The organism is Actinosynnema sp. NPDC023587 (assembly GCF_040640215.1).
Classification (GTDB): Bacteria; Actinomycetota; Actinomycetes; order Mycobacteriales; family Pseudonocardiaceae; genus Actinosynnema.
Map to the genome: position 1 here is coordinate 51,957 of NZ_JBFABG010000011.1, position 20,544 is coordinate 72,500.

At 72.7% G+C, this 20,544-nt stretch carries 19 protein-coding genes; 17 read left to right on the forward strand and 2 right to left on the reverse strand.

Translation table 11 applies throughout. The annotated features are described in order from the left end of the window. Window positions 1–34 precede the first annotated feature (34 nt). Genes AB0G01_RS25730 through AB0G01_RS25750 form a run of 5 tightly spaced genes read left to right on the forward strand, consistent with a single transcriptional unit; the run spans window position 35 to window position 4,605 of the window. Window positions 35–1,456, forward strand: coding sequence for an MFS transporter (locus tag AB0G01_RS25730; protein WP_360949880.1), 1,422 nt, complete (start codon window positions 35–37; stop codon window positions 1,454–1,456). Between the two features lie 35 nt (window positions 1,457–1,491). After that, complete coding sequence (locus AB0G01_RS25735; protein WP_360949883.1) at window positions 1,492–2,355, forward strand: NAD(P)H-binding protein; 864 nt, start codon at window positions 1,492–1,494, stop codon at window positions 2,353–2,355. A gap of 22 nt (window positions 2,356–2,377) precedes the next feature. Continuing rightward, window positions 2,378–3,031 (forward strand): antibiotic biosynthesis monooxygenase, encoded by a 654-nt coding sequence (locus tag AB0G01_RS25740; RefSeq protein WP_360949886.1) that lies wholly within the window; start codon window positions 2,378–2,380, stop codon window positions 3,029–3,031. 56 nt (window positions 3,032–3,087) lie between these two features. After that, entirely contained in the window at window positions 3,088–3,717 is a 630-nt protein-coding gene (locus tag AB0G01_RS25745; protein ID WP_360949889.1) for a DsbA family oxidoreductase, read from the forward strand. Window positions 3,718–3,738: 21 nt separating this feature from the next. Next, entirely contained in the window at window positions 3,739–4,605 is an 867-nt protein-coding gene (locus AB0G01_RS25750) for an alpha/beta fold hydrolase (protein ID WP_360949892.1), read from the forward strand. On the opposite strand, the gene AB0G01_RS25755 is transcribed toward AB0G01_RS25750, so the two are convergent. Continuing rightward, a complete protein-coding gene (locus AB0G01_RS25755; protein WP_360949895.1) occupies window positions 4,593–5,240 on the reverse strand; it encodes a TetR/AcrR family transcriptional regulator in 648 nt (215 codons plus the stop codon). The two genes, AB0G01_RS25750 and AB0G01_RS25755, sit on opposite strands and share 13 nt — an antisense overlap. Before the next feature lie 162 nt (window positions 5,241–5,402). Here AB0G01_RS25755 and AB0G01_RS25760 point away from each other — a divergent pair, with 162 nt between their 5' ends. From AB0G01_RS25760 to AB0G01_RS25790, 7 genes are all read left to right on the forward strand, one after another. Beyond that, window positions 5,403–5,726 carry a VOC family protein gene (locus AB0G01_RS25760; RefSeq protein ID WP_360949898.1) on the forward strand — a complete coding sequence of 108 codons (324 nt, stop codon included), beginning with the start codon at window positions 5,403–5,405 and terminating at the stop codon, window positions 5,724–5,726. A 91-nt stretch (window positions 5,727–5,817) separates the two neighbouring features. Beyond that, the gene (locus AB0G01_RS25765; protein ID WP_360949901.1) at window positions 5,818–6,489 is read left to right on the forward strand and encodes a hypothetical protein; all 672 of its coding nucleotides are present in this window, start codon (window positions 5,818–5,820) and stop codon (window positions 6,487–6,489) included. Then, window positions 6,486–7,724 (forward strand): MFS transporter, encoded by a 1,239-nt coding sequence (locus AB0G01_RS25770; RefSeq protein ID WP_360949904.1) that lies wholly within the window; start codon window positions 6,486–6,488, stop codon window positions 7,722–7,724. Before AB0G01_RS25765 ends, AB0G01_RS25770 begins: the two co-directional genes overlap by 4 nt. A gap of 164 nt (window positions 7,725–7,888) precedes the next feature. Beyond that, window positions 7,889–9,358 (forward strand): FAD-dependent monooxygenase, encoded by a 1,470-nt coding sequence (locus AB0G01_RS25775; protein ID WP_360949907.1) that lies wholly within the window; start codon window positions 7,889–7,891, stop codon window positions 9,356–9,358. 235 nt (window positions 9,359–9,593) lie between these two features. Beyond that, a complete protein-coding gene (locus AB0G01_RS25780; protein ID WP_360949910.1) occupies window positions 9,594–10,187 on the forward strand; it encodes an NAD(P)H-dependent oxidoreductase in 594 nt (197 codons plus the stop codon). Window positions 10,188–10,201: 14 nt separating this feature from the next. After that, window positions 10,202–10,957 carry a class I SAM-dependent methyltransferase gene (locus AB0G01_RS25785; protein WP_360949913.1) on the forward strand — a complete coding sequence of 252 codons (756 nt, stop codon included), beginning with the start codon at window positions 10,202–10,204 and terminating at the stop codon, window positions 10,955–10,957. Then, on the forward strand, window positions 10,954–11,895 hold the full coding sequence (locus AB0G01_RS25790) for a hypothetical protein (RefSeq protein ID WP_360949916.1): 942 nt from the start codon (window positions 10,954–10,956) through the stop codon (window positions 11,893–11,895). The genes AB0G01_RS25785 and AB0G01_RS25790 overlap by 4 nt, the downstream gene beginning before the upstream one ends. A gap of 161 nt (window positions 11,896–12,056) precedes the next feature. On the opposite strand, the gene AB0G01_RS25795 is transcribed toward AB0G01_RS25790, so the two are convergent. Next, the gene (locus AB0G01_RS25795; RefSeq protein WP_360949919.1) at window positions 12,057–12,977 is read right to left on the reverse strand and encodes an LD-carboxypeptidase; all 921 of its coding nucleotides are present in this window, start codon (window positions 12,975–12,977) and stop codon (window positions 12,057–12,059) included. 536 nt (window positions 12,978–13,513) lie between these two features. Between AB0G01_RS25795 and AB0G01_RS25800 the strand changes: the two genes are divergently transcribed. From AB0G01_RS25800 to AB0G01_RS25820, 5 genes are all read left to right on the forward strand, one after another. Next, the gene (locus AB0G01_RS25800) at window positions 13,514–14,695 is read left to right on the forward strand and encodes a cytochrome P450 (protein WP_360949922.1); all 1,182 of its coding nucleotides are present in this window, start codon (window positions 13,514–13,516) and stop codon (window positions 14,693–14,695) included. Window positions 14,696–15,015: 320 nt separating this feature from the next. Next, entirely contained in the window at window positions 15,016–16,413 is a 1,398-nt protein-coding gene (locus AB0G01_RS25805; RefSeq protein WP_360949925.1) for a DUF4157 domain-containing protein, read from the forward strand. A gap of 612 nt (window positions 16,414–17,025) precedes the next feature. Next, on the forward strand, window positions 17,026–17,469 hold the full coding sequence (locus tag AB0G01_RS25810; protein ID WP_360949928.1) for a hypothetical protein: 444 nt from the start codon (window positions 17,026–17,028) through the stop codon (window positions 17,467–17,469). Continuing rightward, window positions 17,466–18,719 (forward strand): ATP-binding protein, encoded by a 1,254-nt coding sequence (locus tag AB0G01_RS25815; protein WP_360949931.1) that lies wholly within the window; start codon window positions 17,466–17,468, stop codon window positions 18,717–18,719. The genes AB0G01_RS25810 and AB0G01_RS25815 overlap by 4 nt, the downstream gene beginning before the upstream one ends. Then, window positions 18,716–20,482: a tetratricopeptide repeat protein gene (locus tag AB0G01_RS25820; protein WP_360949934.1), complete on the forward strand. Its 1,767-nt coding sequence runs from the start codon at window positions 18,716–18,718 to the stop codon at window positions 20,480–20,482. Before AB0G01_RS25815 ends, AB0G01_RS25820 begins: the two co-directional genes overlap by 4 nt. Window positions 20,483–20,544: the final 62 nt, after the last annotated feature.

The following is a 20,544-nucleotide window of genomic DNA, read 5'->3' on the forward strand; positions in this document are numbered from 1 at the left end:
GTCCGACCAGCCACCGACCGAGGGAGGGGACGCCGTGACCACACCACACCGGACCGGCCGGCGGCCGGGCGTGCCGCCCTCGGCGGGGTGGGGGCTGCTGCTGGTGCTGGCGGCCAACATGCTCATCGACGCGATCGAGGTCTCGGCGCTCATCGTGGCCGCGCCGCCGGTCGCGGCGGGGGTGGGCCTGGCACCGGACGCGGCGCACTGGCCGGTCACCGGCTTCGCCCTCGGCTTCGGCGGCCTGCTGCTGGCGGGCGGCCGGGCGGTGGCGCTGCTGGGCAGGCGACGGGTCTACCTGGGTGCCCTGGCCGTGTTCGCCGCCGCCTCGGTGGTGGCCGCGCTGGCCGGCGACCCGGCGACCCTGGTCGCGGCCCGGGTGGTCAAGGGGGCCTGCGCCGCGCTCACCGCGCCCACCGGCCTGGCCATCCTCGGCGCGGCCTTCCCGGCGGGCCCCGCCCGGGACCGCGCGGTCTCGGTCTACGCGCTCTGCGGCGGCGCGGGCTTCGCCGCCGGGCTGCTGCTCTCCGGCGTGCTGTCCACTGCGGACTGGCGGTGGGCGCTCGCCGCCCCGGCCCCGGTCGTGCTGGTGCTGGCCGTCGCGGGTGCCCGGCTGATCCCGGCGGACGAGCCCGCCGACGGCCGGTCCGACCTGCCGGGGTCGCTGCTGCTGGCCGGCGCGCTGACCGCGCTCGCGGTGGGCGTCGGGTCGGCGCTGCCGCTGCCCTGGTTGTCCGCCGCGCTGGTGCTCGCCGCCGGGTTCGCCGTCGTGGAGCGCCGCGCGGCGCACCCGCTGGTCCCGCTCGCCGTGCTGCGCGACCGGGCCCTGGTCCGGGCGGCGATCGCCGCCGCCGCGATGAACGGCGTCAACGTCGGACTCCTGCTGCTGCTGTCCCTGCGCTGGCAGGGCGAGGGCTGGTCACCGCTGACCACCGCCCTGGCCCTGCTGCCCGCCGGCCTGCCACTCGTCGTCGCCGCACCGTTCTCCGGCCGCCTGGTCCGCCGGGTCGGCACCCGGCGGCTGATCGCCGCCGGCGCGCTCGCGCCCGCCGTGGGCTGCGCCCTGCTGCTGCGCCCCGGTGCGGTGGCGGACTACCCCTTCGGCGTGCTGCCCGCGCTGCTGCTGGTGGCGGCGGGCTTCGTGCTCGCCTTCGCCGCGCTCAACGCCACCGCCCTGTCCGGGGCCGGCCCCGCCGAGCGGGCCGCGACCGGAGGGGCCTACCAGACCGCGGTGCAGTCCGGGGCGGTCGTCGTCCCCGCCCTGGTCGTCACCGCCGGGGACGGCGCGGTCGCCGTGCTCACCGCCGTCGCGGCGGTGGGTGCGGCGGCCGGCCTGGCCGGACTGCTCTCGCGGGGATCAGCAGCCGGCCCCGCGCCACCCCGCCCGGACGCGGGCGCGGCAGCCGCCGCCGCGACCGGCCGTCGCCACATCGGTGGCGACCGCGCACAGCCGTGACCAGGCACCACCACCGCACGAGGAGAGGCAGAACCGTGTCCGACCAGCCCACCGTCCTGATCACCGCCGCCACCGGCAACGTCGGCCCGCACGCCGCGGCCGAGCTGCTGGCCAGGGGCGCGCGGGTGCGCGCCCTCGTGCTGCCCGACGACCCGGCCGTCGGGCGGCTGCCCGCCGAGGTCGAGGTGTTCCGCGGCGACCTCGGCGACCCCGACAGCGTCGACCCGGCCCTGGACGGCGTCGACGGGGTGTTCCTGATGTGGCCGTTCTTCACCCTGGACACCACCACCGCCCCCGCCGTGGTGGCCAAGATCGCCTCGGTGCCCCGGCGGGTGGCGCTGGTGTCCTCCGTCGGTGTCCACATCGGACTCGAACCGGTGGACAACAACTGCCACGCCTACCTGGAGTCGCTGCTGATCCCCACCGACCTGGAATGGACCTTCCTGCGCACCACCGGGTTCTTCGCCAACGCGATGGGCTTCGCCGGCCAGGTGCGCGGCGGCGACGTGGTCCGCTTCCCCTACGGTGCGGCCACCCGCACCTCCGTGCACGAGCGCGACCTCGCGGCGGTGGGGGCCGAGGCACTGGTCTCCGGTGGCCTCGGCGGGCGGGCGCTGCTGGTGTCCGGCCCCGAGCGGTTGTCGCAGGCCCGCCAGGTGGCGATCATCGGCGAGGTCCTCGGCAGGCCCGTCGGGTGGGTCGACGTCGAGCACGACGCTGCCCGCCGTGCCATGGTCGACGCGGGGTGGCCGCCCTCCTACGCCGACGGCGCGCTGGAGTACTTCGCCACGCTGACCGAGGAGCCGGAAGTCGGGTCCGACGTCGTGGCCGAGGTGACCGGCCGCCCCGCCGGCACCTTCCGGGACTGGGTCCACGAGCGGGTGGACGCCTTCCGCTGATCACCGAGAGGACACGGCACCGATGGCACCGAGCAGCCCGGCCGGGCACACCACCTTCGGCGTCCTGCGCACCGACGGCAGGGCCACCGCCGACCGCCTGGCCCGCACCTGGACCGAGGAGGTCCGCGCGCACCTGCGGCGCGCGCCCGGCTTCCTGGCCGCCCACCTGCACCTCGCCGACGACGGCACCACCCTGGTCGACCAGGGCGAGTGGACGGGCGAGGCGGACTACCGGCGGTCCTTTGTGGACAACCCCGACTGCGAGCGGCTGCGCGGCATCGGCGACTGGCCGGGGGTGGAGGTCGGCACCGTGTTCGCCGGTCGCGCCGAGCCCGGCATCGAGGGCCCGGCCGCCGGCGCGGACCCCGCGGTGGTCGTCGTGGCCATCCGCCACCTCGCGGAGGGCACCGCCGACCGGGTGCTCGACCTGCTGCGCGAGAGCGCGGGGTGGAAGAGGACCTTCCCGGGATTCATCTCGGCCACACCGTTCGTCAACCGTGGTGGCACACTGTTCGTGAACCACCCCAAGTGGGACAGCGAGACCGCCTACGCCGCCTGGGTGCGCGACCCGCGGATCACCGAGGGGCAGGGGGAAATAGCCCACTGGGAGACCGCGCCACCGGAGTACCTGCGCTGCACCGTCGTCGCCGGCATCACCGCGGAGCCGACCGGGTAGCGGCGGGCCGGGTGTGGTCGCGCCCGCGGACGGCCCCGATCTGAAGGGCCAACGACATGTCAGAGACCACGACGGTGCCGGTCGACTTCACCCTCGACCTCACCTGCGTCCACTCCTACCTGGGCTTCACCAGGTTCGAGCGGGCCGCGGCCCGCCTGCGCGAGCGCGGCGTGGCCGTGTCGGTGCGGTTCCACCCGTTCCAGGTCAGCTCCGACGCCCCGGAGGAGGGCGAGCCGCTGAGCGCCGTGCACGAGCGGTTCTTCGGCAGCCGCTGGAAGGTCGCCGAGGCCACCGGTTCCATGGCCGAGGTGGGTGCCCGGGACGGGCTGGAGTTCAACTTCGACCGCGCCGTGCACGCCAACACCTTCCGCGCCCACCGCCTCGTGGCCGCCGCGTCGGCGCAGGGCGCGGGAGAGGCCGCCGTCGAGCGGCTGTTCCGCGCCTACCTCACCGACGGGATCAACATCGGCGATCCCGGCGCGCTCGCCCGGATCGCCGCCGAGGTCGGCGTCACCCCGCCGGAGGGCGGGGACGACGAGCTGCGCGCGGCGCTGGAGCGGGTCCGCGCGGAGGGCGTGCACGCCGTGCCTCGGGTCCGCGTCGCGGGCGGGCGGCCGATGGTCGGCGCGCAGACCGAGCAGACCTACACCGAAGCACTGGAGCAGCAGGTCGCCGCCTCGCGGTGACCCGAGTCGGACGGGGACACCGTGGCGCACACCGGAGCACGACCCACCACCCGGGAGGTCGAGCTGGACGCGGGCGGGGTCCCCGTCTCGGCGCTGCTGGCCGAGCCCGCCGACCACCCGCCGCGCGGGGTGGTGCTCGCCCTGCACGGCAGCGGGATGCGCGCCGGGTACTTCGCGGGCGTCGGTGACCGGGCCGACGCGCTGACCACCCTCGGCCCGGCCGTGGGCTGGACGGTGCTGGCCGTGGACCGCCCCGGGTACGGGCGGTCCGCCGAGGCGTTCCCGGCCGGTCTGGGCCTGGACGCGCAGGCCGCCGTGGTCCGCGCCGCCGTCGCCGACTTCGCCGCCCGCCACGACACCGGCGGCGGGATCGGCGTCGTCGCCCACTCCTACGGCGGCAAGCTCGCCCTGGTGCTGGCGTCCGGCGGGCTCGACGTGATCGGCCTGGACATCTCCGGCTGCGGGCACCGCTACGCCGTCGTGCCGGACGCGGACGCCACCGCGCGCGGCGGCGGCTGGCGGCTCAACTGGGGGCTGCTCGGCCTCTACCCGCCGGGCACGCTGCGCCGCAGCGCCGCCCTGGTCGCCCCGCTGCCCGCCGAGGAGCGGGCCGAGGCGCTCCGCTGGCCGCACCGCTTCGCCGAGGTGGCGGCCCGGGTCCGGGCACCGGTCCGGCTGACCTTCGCCGAGCACGAGCACTGGTGGCACCACGACGAGGCCACCCTGGCCGACCTGGCGGCCGGGCTGGGTTCGGCCAGGGTGGTGGTGGACCGGCTGGCCGGTGCGGGCCACAACGTCGGCCTCGGGTGGGCCGCGCGCGCCTACCACCTGCGCGCGCTGGCGTTCCTGGAGGAGTGCCTGGCGGGGGTCGCCGGTCAGGGCCGGTAGAGGCGCAGGAAGGTGCGCACGCCCGAGCGGACCAGGCGGTCGAGGTCGGCGGCGGGCAGCGGGATGGCGTGGTGGAAGGACTGCTCCAGCACCTCGGTGTTGACCAGCAGCACGAAGTGGCGCACGGTCTCGTCGAGGTCGTCGGTGACGAGCAGGCCCCGGTCGACCAGTTCGCCGATGGACTTGGTCAGCCCGGCGGTGACCGGGCGCGGACCCGCCTCCAGCCAGCCCTGCAAGACCGCCTCCGGCAGCCTGGCCGCCTCGGCGATGATCACGCGGACGAGGGCGAAGTGGTCCTCGAAGTCGGGTTGCGGCACCACCCAGGCGCGGCCGAAGGCGACCAGGTCCTCCTCCAGGTCCTTGAGGTCGCACAGCCCGTGCCGGATCAGGTCCAGGTGCGCGGCGGCCACGGACACCGCGCTCTCCTGGATCGTGAGCAGGAACAACTGCTCTTTGTCCCGGTAGTGGTTGTAGATCGTGCGCTTGGAGACGCCCGCCTCGGCGGCGATGGCGTCGACGCTGGCCCGGGTGTAGCCCTCCCTGGCGAACACGGCGCGCGCCGCCGCGGCGATGGCCTTGCGCTTCTCGGGCAGGCCGCCGCGCTGCCGCGACGTGCCGGTCGGCTCAGGTGACATGGCATTTCCCTTCAACTTGCACTACCCGGTTTACCTATTGCCCTACCCCGTGTAGTGTACCTAGTGGGCGGGGGAGAACGGACCCGGCGGCGCAACCGCGGGCCATCCACCCGATCGCCTGGTGCACAAGCACCCATCTTCCCCTGTCGAAAGGACCACATGATGTTCGGGAACCTGACCGTGACGCTCATCGACTGCAAGGACGTCGCGGCGATGACCGAGTTCTACCGCGATCGCCTGGGTCTGAAGGTGCTGGACCAGGGCGAGGGCCACACCGTCTTCGACACCGGCAACGGCGGCGAACTGGTCGTGGAGTCGCACGGTTACAAGGCACCGCTGAGCATGGCCTTCACGGCTGTCGACATCCCGGCCGCGCACGAGGCCCTGGCGGACGTGGCGACCACGGACCTCATCCCGCACAAGACCGGTGAGCGCTTCGAGATCGTCGACCCCGAGGGCAACCGGATCATCTTCGTCAACGCCTGAGCTGCGCCTCACAGCCCCGCGCGGGGCGGGTCACCCCCTGCCCGCTCCGCGCGGCCCCCCGGGCAAAGCCACCAGCGCAAAGGAAACCACCGTGTCCGACACCGTCGCGGCGCGCCCCGCGGGAGCCCTGCGGGCGAAGCTGCCGCGTTACGCCATCTACCTGCTGGGATGTTTGATCTTCTCGGCGGGGGCGACCCTGTTCATCCACTCCGGGCTCGGCGTCGACCCGCTCGACGTGCTCTCGCTCGGCCTGCTGGACCACCTCCCCATCACCATCGGCATCGCGCAGGCCTCGATCGCGGTGGTGTGCATCGCGATCTGGTCGCTGTGGAACCGGCGCAGGCCGGTGCTCGCGCCGCTGATCACCTTCTTCCTGTGCGGCAGCCTGATCGACCTGCTGCGCCTGCTGGACCTGTCCCCGCTGCCCGGCGTCTTGTCGCTGGGGCTGGGCGTGCTGCTGTGCGCCTACGGCTCGTCGCTGATCATCATGAGCGGCACCGGCATCCGGGCGATGGACCTCATCGTGATCAGCATGACCCAGCGCTGGCGGTGGCCGTTCTGGGCGGCCAAGGTCTCGGTGGAAGCCGTGCTGCTCACCGCGGGCTTCCTGCTGGGCGGCCCGGTCGGCATCGGGACGCTGGCCTTCCTCGTCTTCGTCGACGGGCTGATCCAGCCGTTCATGGCCGCCAACGGCAAGCTCCTGCACATCCCCAACCGGGGCATCAAGACGCCCGCACCGGTGACGTCCGCGGTGACGGCGTGAGCACCACCACGGGGACCAGCGCGGCGGGCGGGGACACCCTGCCCGGTGCCGGGCCGAGCACCCTGTGGGTGCTGCTGCTGGCCTCCACCCTGACCGTCATGGCCGGTTCGATCATCACCCCGGTGCTGGAGGTGATCCGGGGCGACCTGGGGGTCACCGGCACCGCGGCCGGGCTCATCATCACCGCCCACGGGCTGGCCATCGCGGTGTCGAGCCCGGTGGTCGGCTGGATGATCGACCGCTGGGGCGTGCGCGTCCCGCTCGGCGCGGGACTGGTCCTCTACGGCGCGGCGGGCGGGCTGGGGCTGGTGCTCGACAGCTACCCCGCGCTGATCGCCAGCCGATTCCTCTTCGGCATCGGAGCCGCCGCCGTGTTCAGCGGCACGACCGTGGCCATGCTGGAGCTCTACCGCCAGGGTGCCGAGCGCGACCGGGTCATGGGCTACCGGGGCACCGCGACCAGCCTCGGCGGGGTGGTGTGGCCGCTGGTCGGCGGCGTGCTCGGCGGGTTGTCGTGGCACGGCCCGTTCGGCGTCTACCTGCTCGGCATCCCGCTGGGCATCGCCACGCTGCTGGTCCTGCCGCGCACCGGCGGCAGGGGCGCGGCCTCCGGCCGCCCGCGCAAGGGCGTGCTGCGCCTGGTCCGGGACCACCCGGCCCTGCTGGGCTACTACGGGTTGCAGGCCCTGGGTTCGATCCTCATGTACGCCCTGGTCGTGTTCCTGCCGCAGCGGCTGACCCAGCTCGGGGTGGAGCGCCCGATCCTGGTCGCGCTCTACACCGTGGTCATGGCCGCGGCGATGAGCCTGGTCGGGGTGTTCTACGCCCGCCTCCGCCGGGGCCGCACCTACCAGCGGCTCCTGGTGATCGCGCTGAGCTGCTGGACGGCCTCCTTCGTGCTGCTCGCCCTGATCTCCCAACCGATCGTGCTGCTGCTCGCCCCGGTGCTGCTGGGCCTGGGACAGGGCATCGCACTGCCCGCGCTGACGGTCCTGGTGGGGGAAGGAGCGCCCGCCGACCTGCGCGGCCAGGCCACGTCGCTGTCGGGCACCACCACGTTCCTGGGCCAGTTCCTGTCCCCGCTGCTGCTGGGCCCGCTGATCGCGGCCACGTCGATCCCGATCGGCTTCGGGATCTCGGCGGGCCTGGCCGCCCTGGCGGTGACGACGCTGCTGTTCTTCCCGCTGTCGGTGGACCGGGTGGGCGCACCCGGTGCCGATCCCGGGAAGACCTGACGCGATTTGACACAGGTCTGCATGTAGGAGCCTTGAATTCGCGGTCGGGATCGAACAGGTTGGAGGTGGAAAACCCGGTGGCACGACCATGTCACGACGCGGTGCCAGGTCTGTCCACTTCGGAGCGACCTGCCCGTTCCCCCGACCACGGCAAGGAGAGGCACATGGACGCCGCAGTGATCGTCGCCGGCGCGGGCCCGGCCGGCTTGGCGCTGGCCGCCGAGCTCCGGCTCGCCGGGGCCGACGTCATCGTCCTGGAGAGGTTGCCGGCCAGGACGGGCGAGTCCCGTGGGCTGGGCTTCACCGCCCGCACCATGGAGGTGTTCGACCAGCGCGGGCTGCTGCCCCGCTTCGGCGACGTCACCTTCAGCGACCAGGGCCACTTCGGCGGCCTGCCGGTGGACTTCGGCGTGCTCGACGGTGCCCACCAGGCCGCCAAGACCGTCCCGCAGTCGGTCACCGAGGCGGTGCTGGAGCAGTGGGCGGTAGAGCTGGGCGCGGACCTGCGCCGAGGCCACGCGCTCACCGCCGTCACCGACCACGGCGACCGGGTCGAGGTGCGCGTCGACACCGGGGCGGGCGAGGACGTGCTGACCTGCTCGTGGCTCGTCGGCTGCGACGGCGGGCGCAGCCTGGTCCGCAAGGCCGTCGGGTTCGACTTCCCCGGCACCGCCGCCACCCTGGAGATGTTCCTGGCCGACGTGCGCGGCATCGACCTGGCCCCGCGCATGATCGGCGAGACCTTCCCCGGCGGCATGGTGATGGTCGGCCCGCTCGGCGACGGGACCACCCGGCTGATCCTGTGCGAGCGCGGCGTCCCGCCGAGGAAGCGCACCAGCCCGCCGGAGTTCGCCGAGGTCGCCGCGGGGTGGCAGCGGGTCACCGGTGAGGACATCAAGCACGCCGAGCCGGTGTGGGTCAGCTCGTTCGGCGACGCGACCCGCCAGGTCACCGAGTACCGCCGAGGCCGGGTGCTGCTCGCCGGCGACGCCGCCCACACCCACCTGCCGGCGGGCGGGCAGGGCATGAACACCAGCATCCAGGACGCGGTGAACCTCGGCTGGAAGCTCGGCGCGGTGGTCACCGGCGGAGCGCCCGCCGCGCTGCTGGACACCTACCACGACGAGCGTCACCCGGTCGGGCAGCGGCTGCTGATGAACACCCGGGCCCAGGGCCTGCTGTTCCTCAGCGGCGACGAGGTGCAGCCGCTGCGCGACGTGCTCACCGAGCTGATCGGCTACCAGGACGTCGCCAAGCACCTGGCCGGCATGGTCAGCGGCCTGGAGATCCGCTACCCGGTCGACACCGGGGCGCACCCGCTGCTGGGCCGGCGGATGCCGCACCTGGACCTCGTCGGCGAGCACCGCAAGACCACGGTGACCGAGCTCCTGCACCCCGCCAGGGGCGTGCTGCTCGACCTGACCGACAGCGCGGTCCTGCGCTCGCGCGCGGCCGGGTGGACCGACCGGGTCGACGTGATCACCGCCGAGCCGCACGCGGTGGCCGCCGACAGCCCGGTCGCGGGCACCTCGGCCCTGCTCGTCCGGCCGGACGGGTACGTCGCCTGGGCCGCCCCCGGCAGCCACGCCGACCTGCCCATGGCGCTCACCCGCTGGTTCGGACCGAGCCGATGAGCGCCTCGCGGCCGGCCCCCACACCCCCGCCCGCCCCCCACCGCGCCGGACCGCACCGGGTCACCGGCTCCCGCGTTCCCGAGTCGCGGTGGACGGGCCCGGCGGGCGGCCACCCACCAGGCTGAACACCAGGCGGGTGGCCACCGCCCGGACCGGTCCCACCGGCCGCCCCGGGCAGCACCACAACCCACCGAAGAAGCACCCGCCAACCTGAAGCAGAGGAAAAGGGCACATCATGTCGAACACCCCCCTCAAACTCGCGGTCATCATCGGCAGCGTCCGGACCGGCCGCTTCGGCCCCACCGTGGCCTCCTGGTTCACCAAGCAGGCCGTCGCCCACGGAGGGGTCGAGGTCGACGTCATCGACCTGGCCGACTACCCGCTGCCGCTGCAACTGCCCGCCTTCGGCCAGCCGGCCGAGCCCGAGGTCGAGGCGGTCCGCACCGCTCTCGGCAAGCGGATCGGCGACGCCGAGGCGTACGCGGTGATCACCCCGGAGTACAACCACGCCGTCCCGGCGTCGCTGAAGAACGCCATCGACTGGTACCTCGACGAGTGGAAGGCCAAGCCGGTCGGCCTGATCTCCTACGGGGGCATGGGTGGCGGCCTGCGCGCGGCCGGGCACCTCCGCCAGGTGTTCGCCGAGCTGCACGCCACCACCGTGCGCAACATGATCAGCTTCCACAACGCCTGGGGCGACTTCGACGCCGACGGCACCGAGGTCAGCCCCGCGGGCAGCGACCAGGTCGCCAAGGACCTCATCGACCAGCTCGTCTGGTGGGGCGAAGCGCTGCGCGAGGCGCGGGCGAAGAACCCGTACGCGTTCTGACCGGGAGGGTCAAGATGTCCACAGTGGAGCAAAGCGGCACCGCGCTGCTGACGAGCATATGGGAGCGCAACTACCTCCCGCACACCGGCGGGATCATCTCCGGTTTCGACCTCGCCGACGACGCGCGCTGCCTGGACCTGGGCGCGGGAGGCGGCGGCATGTCCCACTGGCTGGCCGAGCGCGTCCCGCGCGGATCGGTCACCGCCCTGGACACCGACGTGTCGCAGATCGACCCCGCCCGGTCGCCGAACCTGACCGTCGTGCGGGGCGACCTCACCGAGGCCGACTTCGCGCCCGGCTCGTTCGACCTGGTGCTCGCCAGGGCGGTGCTGTCGTCGGTGCCGGACCCGGACGCGGCGGTCGCCGCGGCGGCGCGCTGGCTGGCCCCGGGCGGCACGCTGCTCGTCGAGGACTTCTACTACCTGCCCTTGGAGGACGCCCCGTCGGAGGCCGCCAGAACGGTCCTGCGGGCGTACCTCGAAGGGTTCCGGACCGGCGGGGTCGACGTGCGGTGGGCACGTCGGCTCACCGCCACCCTGGCCAGGGTCGGGTTGGCGGACATCAGTGCCCGGGTCACGCCGCTCGGCCCTGGCCAGTCCCCGCAGGAGAACGAGCTCATCGCGACCCGCCTGCGGCTCCAGGGCCAACCGCTGATCGACAGCGGTTTGGCCACCGAAGAAGACATCGCCGAGTTCACCGCCAACCTCGACCGGCCGGAAGGCCGTGACGTGGCTGTGCTGCTGTTCTCGGTGTGGGGGAGGAAACGATGACGATCACCGGGAATCCGGTCCGGCTGCTGGTGGGCCTGACCGTCACGGTCGCGGCGACGCTCGGCGTCGCCGCACCAGCCACAGCGGCGTCCGCCGCCGGGTACGCCGCGGCGTCCGCCGAGGTGGCCGCCGCCCACTCGCGCACCGTGCCCGTGCAGTCGGTCCCGGGCGACCTGATCGTCCAGCCGGCGGTGCGGGCGGGAGCGGTCACGTTCCAGGTGTCCACCACCGACGCCCAGTCCGGCTGGATCGGCGTGGTCAAGCTGCACCAGGGGGTGACCTGGGAGTCGTTCCGGGACAACTACCGCAAGCTGGCCTCCACCGACCCCGCCGCCATCCTCGACGGCAGCACGCGGGTGCAGGCCGACGTGACCCTGCTGGGCGGGGTGCAGACCAAGGTGGGGGAGCCGGGCACGTTCGTCCGGTCGCTCGCGCCGGGCGAGTACGTCCTGTTCGACCACATGGACTTCCGCTACGGCGTGGCCCAGCCCCGGCACGAGGTGCTGACGGTCTGGGGCACGCCGTACGGCACCGTTCCGGCCGCGGCGGGCACGCTGACCGCCAAGGACGTCAGCGGTGTGGGTCCGCGCTTCGTGGTGACCGGCACCCCGACTGCGGGGCAACCGCTCAAGTTCGTCAACGCCATGCCGGGCCAGGCCAACGAGGCCATCCTGTTCCCGCTGGCACCCGGGGTCACCGACGCCGACCTGACCGCCTGGGTCGCCAAGTTCGGCGACCACGGCGAGTGGCCCACCGACCCGCCGCCGTTCGCCGACCCGGAGCCCGCCGGCCTGCTGCCCCTCTCCCCGGGCCAGTCGGTCACCGCCACACCCCCGCTGCACCCCGGCCGCTACATCGCGATCTGCTGGATGAAGGACGCCGATGACGCGATCATGCTGCTGAAGAAGGGCATGTACGCGGTGTTCGAGGTCTCCTGAGCCCCACCGGACCCGGTCCGAGGCCCCGCTCCCACGTAGGGAGCGGGGCCTCGGCCGTCCACAACGGACTGTCCCGCCGCTCGCTGATCGGCATGGGCGGGTGTTGTTGCCGAGTGGTGTGTGATCGTCCTTGTTCTGCTGCTTCGCTGTCGCGAGCGGGGTCAGTGGACCGCAGGCCCGACGGTGAGCGTGCGCGTGGTCGTGTCCAGTTCCGCGACCGGTCCCAGCGGCACGGGCAACGGGTCGTCACCGTGGCCGACGTCGATGCCGCCGAGTACCGGGACGCCCAGCGCTCCCAGCCGGTCCTGTAGCACGTCGATCAGGGTCCAGCCTCGGTCGGTGTAGTGCTCGAAACCGGGGAAACGGCCGAGCACGACCCCGCGCAGGCCGTGCAGGGAGCCGGACCGCATGAGGTGGGTCAGGTGCCGGTCGACCTGCCCCAGCCCGATGTCGCGGGCGGTTTCGAGGAGCAGGATCGCGCCGTCGAGGCTGGGCAGCCCGGCACCGATGAAGCCGACGACGGCACCGAGGTTCCCGCCGACGAGGTGCCCCACAGCCGTGCCGGGGACGTCGGCGGCTGCCGTGAGCGCTTCCGCGTCCTGGTGGAGGGTGCTGGTTTCGCTGTCCAGCAGCAGTCGCCGCGTGGCCCGCGCGGAGCGGGCACCGTAGAGGCTCCCGTGGATTCCGGCGACCCGGCAGTGCCGCCACAGGGCGAGGTGCAGGTTGGTGATGTCGCTGAACCCGATGAGCGGCTTGGGATCGGCCCGCACGGCGGCGAAGTCGATGCCGTCGGCGATGCGGTACGCGCCCGCGCCACCTCGTGTCGCGACCACGGCCCGCACCCCGCGATCGCGGTAGGCGTCGTTGAGGTCGGCCAGCCGGTCCTCGTCCCGACCGGCGAGGTAGCCGTGACGGTCGAGCGCGTGCTCCCCGACTTCCACGATCAGCCCCCAACTCTTCAGTGTCCGTAAGGACTCCGCGAGCAGTTCGTCATCGGGAAAGCTGGCCGGCGACACCAGGCGAACACGATCACCGGAACGAATTCGCGGCGGCAGCACGACGGCTTGGTCGATGTCGGTCATGCGACGACTGTCCCAGCCCGGAGGCCGAAGGCGACGACGCCGGCGAGGCCGCGTCGAACAGCACGGACGCGAAAGCCGCGAATGTTCACATGGCCGTTCAGGAAATCCGTGACGCCGTTCGTGCCATCCGCTACAGCGGCGTCGGGAGGTAGCACACCTCCCGACGACTTTCCTCCGTCCGACGCCGCCCGCCCCGGCAGACCGCCCGCCCGTTCAGCCCGGTGCGGGATTCCCGGCGGGGCCGGGCACGCGGCTCCGAGCTGACGGCCAGGTCGCGCGCATCCGGGTGTTCGGCGGCAAGGCCGGCTGCCGGCGTTCCGCGACGCGACGCTGTTCACGACCGCTTTCGGCCTGCGGCGCAGCATGATGACCGTCTGGGGCTGGACCTCGGCTACGTCACCGACGAGGGCAATACGTGCCGTGGTGGACAGCCGGGTCCGCGAACGGGTGGACCTGCGGCCCACCGGTTGCCGGGTTCGCGCCGCTTGTGGTGTGTTGGTGAGTCAGGTGGTTTCTTTCGAGCACTGGAGGTCTCGGTGATCGAGGCACCGGTCGGTGATCCGATCAGGAACCTGATCACACCGCGAGCGTTGAGCGACCCGGCTTCGGCGTGGGAGCCGTTCAGGAGTCGTGGGGGTTTGTGGTGGAGCGAGACCCTCGACTCCTGGGTGGCGGCCTCGCTGAGCGACTGCTCGACCGTGCTGTCGGACGCCGACCGGTTCTGCTCGGACTGGCGGCGGCTCGGGGAGGACACCCCGGTTTCCGCGCTGAGCGTCCAGACCCTCGACCCGCCCGAGCACACGGCGGTGCGGGCGCTGCTGGTCCACGCGTTCCGCTCCCTGGGCTGGGACGACCTGCGGCGCTCGACGGCCGACAACGCCGAGCGCCGGCTCGCGGCGCTGGCGGACCGCCCGTCGTTCGACTTCATGAGCGAGTTCGCCGGACCGCTGGCACTGGACACCATCACCGGCGTCCTCGGGGTCGGCCTGCCGGACGAGAGCCGGTTCGTCGCGATCTCGGCGGACATCGTCGACTCCATGGACTACGCGCTGCGCCCGGAGACGGTCGAACCGGGGCGCGCCGCACGCGGCGAACTGGCCGAGCTGGCGGGCCGGTGGCTCGGCGAGCGCACGCCCGGACCTGGCGAACGCGGTCTGGTGGGCCGACTGGCCGCCTCCCGCCGCGCGACCGACGACGTGTCCGAGACCGTGCTGCGCAACTCGCTGCGCGTCGTCCTGCACTCCGGTTACGAGTCGGCGAGCCGGTTGCTCGGCAACGCCGTGCTGGCGTGCCTGCGCTCGCCCGGCACGCTGGACGCACTGGCCGACGGCGTGACCGACGCGGCGCTCCAGGAGTTGGTGCGCTGCGCCGGACCGGTCCAGGCCGAAGCCCGAGGCTGCGTGCGGGACACCGACGTCAACGGGCACCCGGTCCGTCGCGGCGAGATCGTCACCGTCCTGGTCGCGGCGGCCAACCGGGACGAGCGGGTCTTCGACGACCCGGACACCCTGCGGCTGGACCGCCACCCGAACCCGCACCTGGGCTTCGGTCGCGGTCCCCACGCCTGCCTCGGCGCACCGCTGGCCCTGCTGCTGACACGCACCGCCCTCGGCGCGCTGGCCCGTCGACACCGACCGCCCCGGCTGCTGGGCGAACCGGTCTTTCGCCGCAACGTCACGCTGCGCGGCCTGCACCGGCTCGACCTGGGTCGGGGTTGACACCGAAGCAGAGACCAGGCCGAGGAGAGGAGAAGACCATGCGCCACATTCACTGATCCCAGGACCAGGCACGGTGTCCGGCTCCGATCGATCCCGGGCACCGTGCCCCAGGGGACCTTCGAGGAACAGATCAGCATGTCGTCACGCCCAGGAATCAGCGGGGAACGATGCTGCTGCTCCAGGAGAAGCCTGAACGCTGCGCCACGCAGTCGCCAACCGGCTGCCCTTCCGGGCAGTGGGTCTGCCTCGGCACCGCTTGTCGAATCCCGAACGCGGTGGGAACCCTGGGACCGGATCGGTCCACGGTAGAGGGAGAGGCCATGGCGCACGCCCACCACGAGCACGAACGGCACCACGCCGAACACGACCGCCCCAGCCGGGCGAGCCGCCACGTCGCCCCGGCCGCGTCGGGCATTCCGAACCTGGCGGGCCCTGTCACGCCGGAGGTGGTGGCGGCACTGCAACGGGCCGTCGGCAACGCCGCAGTGGCACAGGCGGTGGCTTCCCGGCAGACGACCGTGCAGCGCTCGGAGGTGCACAACGCGTTGCGCACCTCCGGCCGGCCGCTGGACGAACCGGTGCGCGAAGAGATGGAGGCCCGCCTCGACGCGGACTTCTCCGACGTGCGGCTGCACACCGACTCGACCGCGCACGCGGCGGCGGAGTCCGTGCGGGCGACCGCCTTCACCACCGGCTCGCACATAGTGTTCCAGCGCGACAGCTACGACACGTCGTCCTCGGCGGGCAAGCGGCTGCTGGCCCACGAGCTGGGTCACGTGATCCAGCAGCGCGAGGGACCGGTCTCCGGCACCGATACCGGCGATGGCACGAAGGTGTCCCACCCCGACGACCGGTTCGAGCGCGCCGCCGAGGCGAACGCCCAGCGGGCCATGGCCAAGGACGTTTCCGTGCAGCGCACACCGGACGAGGCGGCGCACGGTCACGCCAGGCCGAAGGCGCACGCCCCCGGCGACGAACCGCCGGTGCTCCAGCGCGCGATCGACGACACCACGCGCTCACTGGAAGCGTTGTTGAACCAGATCCGGGCCGACGACCCGGCCGAAGCTGAACGGCAGCAGCAGGACTTCTTACGGCTCTCGGTGGTGCTCCGGGAGTTCGACAGGTGGATGCAGGGAATGCACATCAACTACCGGTTCGGCGGCAGCCTGAGCGCGCGCATGCAAGGGGCTCCCAGACGACCGATGGACATCGACGTCGAGGTGTCGAACCGGGACAACATGAACGACATGCTCAACCAGATGCGCGCTGCGGGCAGCGGCTGGTCCGGCGAGCCGCTGGCCGCCACTGACGACAGGGTCCTGGCCATCACCGCCGTGCACGCCAACTACCCGGACTACCACTTCGACGTCGTGAGCGAAACGCACCCGGATTTCAACACGCCGTACGAGGCCCTTGAGTCCATGCAGGTCGACGTGGGGGCGGTGGACTCCGGTGGATTGGTGCCGCGCGACGAGCTGATCCTCAACTACCTCGACCGCATCGGGAGGAAACCCGAGAGAGCGGCGGAGAAGAAGGACGAGGACCAGGTCACCGGCCTGCTCAGGACGGCGGGCGTGCAGGAGCGGTCCGAGGCCGAGCGGTACTGGACCTCCTCCCTGGAACCGAAGATCAAGAGCGGGGACGAGCGCTTGCCCGCCCTTCGGGAGCGGTTCACCCGGATCATCGCGGCGAACTTCGACGTCTCGATGACCATGTAGCCCTGCTCCCGTCGCTCTGCCTGCCACGCCCGGGTGTTCGGCTCGCCGCGCACCCGGGCGTCCCTCGCCGCCGACGCCGCTACCCGGCGTTGCCGCAGTCAGGCGGCGCAGCAGCAGCCGAAGAACCCGCCAACCCGCCCGTGCGGGCGACGGTGACAGGCACGCGGGAATATTGACCGGCGGGTGTGGTGCGAACGACCGATGCGGCCCGTTCGTCACTCGAATAGCATGTCGGTCGCGACATCGAGGTCGACTGTCCACAAACACCCCTGTCCGGCTCCGCAGTGACGACCCTCGCCGTCACGGACGGCAGCGACATCATCACGGCCCACGTCCGAGGTGAGCAGAACATCAACCGGTTTTCCGACGACACCATGCGGGTGCTCTGGGATGTAGGGGTTCCGCAAGCACAAGAATCTGCCGACTGCGACGACGGGTGACACGGTCGGTGGGGTCGATTTGGTCGAGACGAGAAGAAACCGGGTCGACGGTGACAGGTCCGACCGCATGTCCGCCGGGATCGAGGGCATGCTGGTATTGACACCGGACGGGTGCGCGCGTTCGAGGTCGTGACCGCCACTGTGGACAGCCGAGCAGACGAGAGAGAACCGGATGACCAGAGACAACAACCCCGAGGCGGTCGCCGAGCTGGACCGCCTCGACGCGGCGGTCAGGGCAGCGCCGGCGGGGGACACGACGGCGCAGATCGCGCTGTGGCGGCAGGTGACCGCGTTGGAGCACTGGTTCTTCCTCGCGCGGGGCTCGGCCGACCAACCCCGTCCCTATGCGGCGGCGGCCGAGCAGGGGCCGATGATCTGCCTCTACAGCAGCGCCGCTCGGGCGGGTGAAGCCGCCCACGCCCTCGGACTGGTCGACCCGGGGAGTGGCGCGGCACCGCTGTTCGGCGTGCCGACGTCGGCTGCGATCGACTACGTCGCCTCGTTCGGCGAGGCCGGCGTCTTCGGTGTGACGCTGGACCACCCGCGCCTCGGTCACTACATCCCGCTGGCGAACCTGACCCTGCTCAAGGGCTGGATCGAAGGGGCGGGGCGGTGAACGGTGCCGATCCGGGGGACAGCTTCGTCGAGGTGATCGCGCGCGAGGTGGAGGCCGATCCCGGCAACCTGACGTTGCGTGAGGACTTCATCACGCTGCTGCTGGAGCGGGACCCGGACCGCGCCGCCGCCGAGATGAAGGCGTTCGAGGCGCTCGGCGGTGATCCGGCACGGGTCCGCCTGATGCGCGCGCGGCTGATGGCGGCGCGGTTGCGGACCTCGAACCCGCCGCCGGCCACCGAGACCGCGGCACCTCCCGCCGCGTCGTCCGCGCCGACGGCACGGCCCGGGGGAAGCGCGCCGAAACGGATTCCGGCCCCGACCGACGAGGACCGCCGGGACAGCAGTGCCGCCGCGTCGGCGTCGCTGTGGGACGCCGAACGCCCGGCGGTGACGCTGGCCGACGTCGCGGGCCTCGCCGAGGTCAAACGGCACCTGGACATCGCTTTCCTGGCTCCGCTGCGCAATCCCGAGATGGCGGCGGCGTTCGGGCAGAAGCCGGGCGGGTCGCTGCTGATGTACGGCCCACCCGGGTGCGGCAAGACGTTCATCGCCAAGGCGATCGCCGGCGACCTCGGCGCGTCCTTCATCCACGTGACCCTCGCTGACCTGCTCGGCCAGTGGGTCGGGGAGAGCGAGAAGGCGATCCAGAGCGTGTTCCGCGACGCACGCGCGGCAGCGCCGTGCGTGATCTTCTTCGACGAGTTCGACGCGCTCGGCGGACGGCGCACCTCCGGCGGCGGCGGGTCCCAGACGATGCGGATGCTCGTCACCCAGTTGCTGGAGGAGCTCGACGGCGTGGCGAGCGTGAACGACGGGGTCTACTTCCTGGCCGCCACGAACCGGCCGTGGGACATCGACTCCGCGCTGCGCCGACCGGGCCGGATCGACAAGACGGTGCTGGTGCTGCCACCGGACGAGGTCGCCAGGGCGGCGATCGTCCAGGGCGCGCTGGAGGGCAAGCCCGCCGACGACGTGGACGTCGTCGCCGTCGCGGAGGCCACGGAGGGGTTCTCCGGAGCCGACCTCGGCCACCTGACGACCACCGTGCTGCAAGAGGCCATGGTCGAGTCGATGAGCAGCGGTGCGCTGGTGCCGGTGACCACCGACGCGATGCTGGCCGCCGTCGGCGGCGTCACCCCGTCCACGAGGTCCTGGTTCGACCAGGTGGCACCGGTGCTGGAGTACGGCGTCGACGACGGCACCTTCGACCAACTCCGGACGTACCGGGTCAAGCGAGGCATGCGATGACGAACTTCGACCGCACGGTTCCCGGCGACGTAGATGCCGTGGAGCGAAGCCTGGACCTGGCCTGGGAGCTCTTCGCGGCACAGCCGGCGCATCCCAGGGTCGCCGAGCTGGCGTTGCGGGTGCTCGCGGCCCAGCCGGAGCGCAGCAGCGTGTCGCTGCTGCTCGCCAACCACCGCGAGGTCTGCGGCGAGGTCGGCGAAGCGCGGCGGCTCTACCTCCAGGTGGCCGGTCGCCGCGACCGCCAGTTCACCAACGCGGCTCGTGCCCTCCGACACCTGGCGCTGGCCGAGCACGACCACCCCGAGGCGCTGCGGTGGGCGCGCGCGGTGCTGGGCGAGGAGCACGAGGAGTGGGCCGACTGGATGGAGCTCGGTTTCGCCCAGGCGCTCTGCGGTGAGCACGAGGACGGGTGGCACCAGCTCGACGAGGCGGTGGCGCTGTGCTCCCGGACGAAACCGGACGAACTCCCCCGCGCGCTCGGGCAACGCGCGGCGTACCTGCTGGGGAGCTTCGCACCGCTCGACCGGTTCATCCCCACGGCCGAGGAGGCCATCCGGGCCGATGCGGCGAACTCCTGGGTCGCCCTGATGCTCGGCTGGTCCTACCTGGTGCGGTACCGGTTCGCCGACGCCGAGCAACTCGGTCTGCGGCTGCTGCGCGAGGACCCGACCGAGGAGCTGCTCCAGGGTTTGATGGGGACGGCTCGGACGATGCTGCGGATCGTCGAGAACGCCCACGCCCAGGACATCACGCTGGAGGACATCCGCCGCACCGGGGTCATCGAGCTGGGGTGGCGGCAACTCCGCGACCAGATGCTCGGCACCGACCTGCCCTCCGCGCTGGCGGCGTTGGACGACGTGCTGCCCGCCGGACTGCGCGCCGAGCTGCGACCGGGAACTCCGATCTCCGAGGTGCCCGAGAGCGACGAGCTCGGCTCCCTGGTCGCGGAGCACCTGGTGGCCTGGCACGACGGCCAGCGGCCCGGCTCCGGGGCCGCCTGGGGGTTGGCCGAGCCGTTCCGCCTGATGTCGGCGGCCGAGATCATCGCCATGAACGCCGAGATCGAGGCCGACCCGGCGGCGCACCCGGACTGGCCCGAGAACGAGGTCTGGGAACAGGTGATGACCGACGACGCCGGGGCGTACCTGGTCGCCGTCGCGCTCGGGGCGCTGGTCAAGCGTCGACCCGGACATCCCGACGAGCCCGTCGCCGAGTCGATGGCCGACTGGGTCTGGGACCGGGTGGCCGCCTTCGGGGGTCGGGACCCGCGACCGGCACCGCGGCGGACCGAGGCTGCCCCGACCGACCTGCCCGCTGTGCCCGGGACGTCGTTGACCGGCGTCATCGCGACGATGTACGCCGCTCTGGGCGCGTCCGAGAGCTCTGCGCCGTACGCGGCACTGCGCGGGCTCTTCCCCGACTCGACCGTCCGGCCCGGCGCGCTGGACCCGGTGGACCGGAGTCCCGGCGGCGTCGACATCGCGTTGCTCGACGGGCTGGTGAAGAAGATCACCGTCGACGTCGCGCTCTGCCCGACCGCCGACCGCGTGATCTCCGGGCTCGACCTCGACGGGCAACGCGTTCCGGTCGACGCCTACGTGCGGGAGCGCGGTGCCGTTGTGCACAACAGTTGGGAGAACCCCGCCCTCGGCGAGGTCACCGTCAACTACGACCTCGCCGAGCACCGACTCGGCTTGCAGTGGAAGACGGGGAGACTCGCCCGGATCTTCGTGTCCGCTGTCGGTCGGTCGACCCACGGCTGAGGGGACGAGGCTTGGCGGACGTGCCGAGGCGCTGTACCGCCGACCGCCGTCATACCGGGTCG

Coding starts and splice junctions, on each gene's coding strand:
- AB0G01_RS25740 (WP_360949886.1), top strand. CDS start 2,378: ATGGCACCGAGCAGCCCGGCCGGGCACACCACCTTCGGCGTCCTGCGC.
- AB0G01_RS25745 (WP_360949889.1), top strand. CDS start 3,088: ATGTCAGAGACCACGACGGTGCCGGTCGACTTCACCCTCGACCTCACC.
- AB0G01_RS25755 (WP_360949895.1), bottom strand. CDS start 5,240: ATGTCACCTGAGCCGACCGGCACGTCGCGGCAGCGCGGCGGCCTGCCC.
- AB0G01_RS25760 (WP_360949898.1), top strand. CDS start 5,403: ATGTTCGGGAACCTGACCGTGACGCTCATCGACTGCAAGGACGTCGCG.
- AB0G01_RS25775 (WP_360949907.1), top strand. CDS start 7,889: ATGGACGCCGCAGTGATCGTCGCCGGCGCGGGCCCGGCCGGCTTGGCG.
- AB0G01_RS25780 (WP_360949910.1), top strand. CDS start 9,594: ATGTCGAACACCCCCCTCAAACTCGCGGTCATCATCGGCAGCGTCCGG.
- AB0G01_RS25785 (WP_360949913.1), top strand. CDS start 10,202: ATGTCCACAGTGGAGCAAAGCGGCACCGCGCTGCTGACGAGCATATGG.
- AB0G01_RS25790 (WP_360949916.1), top strand. CDS start 10,954: ATGACGATCACCGGGAATCCGGTCCGGCTGCTGGTGGGCCTGACCGTC.
- AB0G01_RS25795 (WP_360949919.1), bottom strand. CDS start 12,977: ATGACCGACATCGACCAAGCCGTCGTGCTGCCGCCGCGAATTCGTTCC.
- AB0G01_RS25805 (WP_360949925.1), top strand. CDS start 15,016: ATGGCGCACGCCCACCACGAGCACGAACGGCACCACGCCGAACACGAC.
- AB0G01_RS25810 (WP_360949928.1), top strand. CDS start 17,026: ATGACCAGAGACAACAACCCCGAGGCGGTCGCCGAGCTGGACCGCCTC.
- AB0G01_RS25820 (WP_360949934.1), top strand. CDS start 18,716: ATGACGAACTTCGACCGCACGGTTCCCGGCGACGTAGATGCCGTGGAG.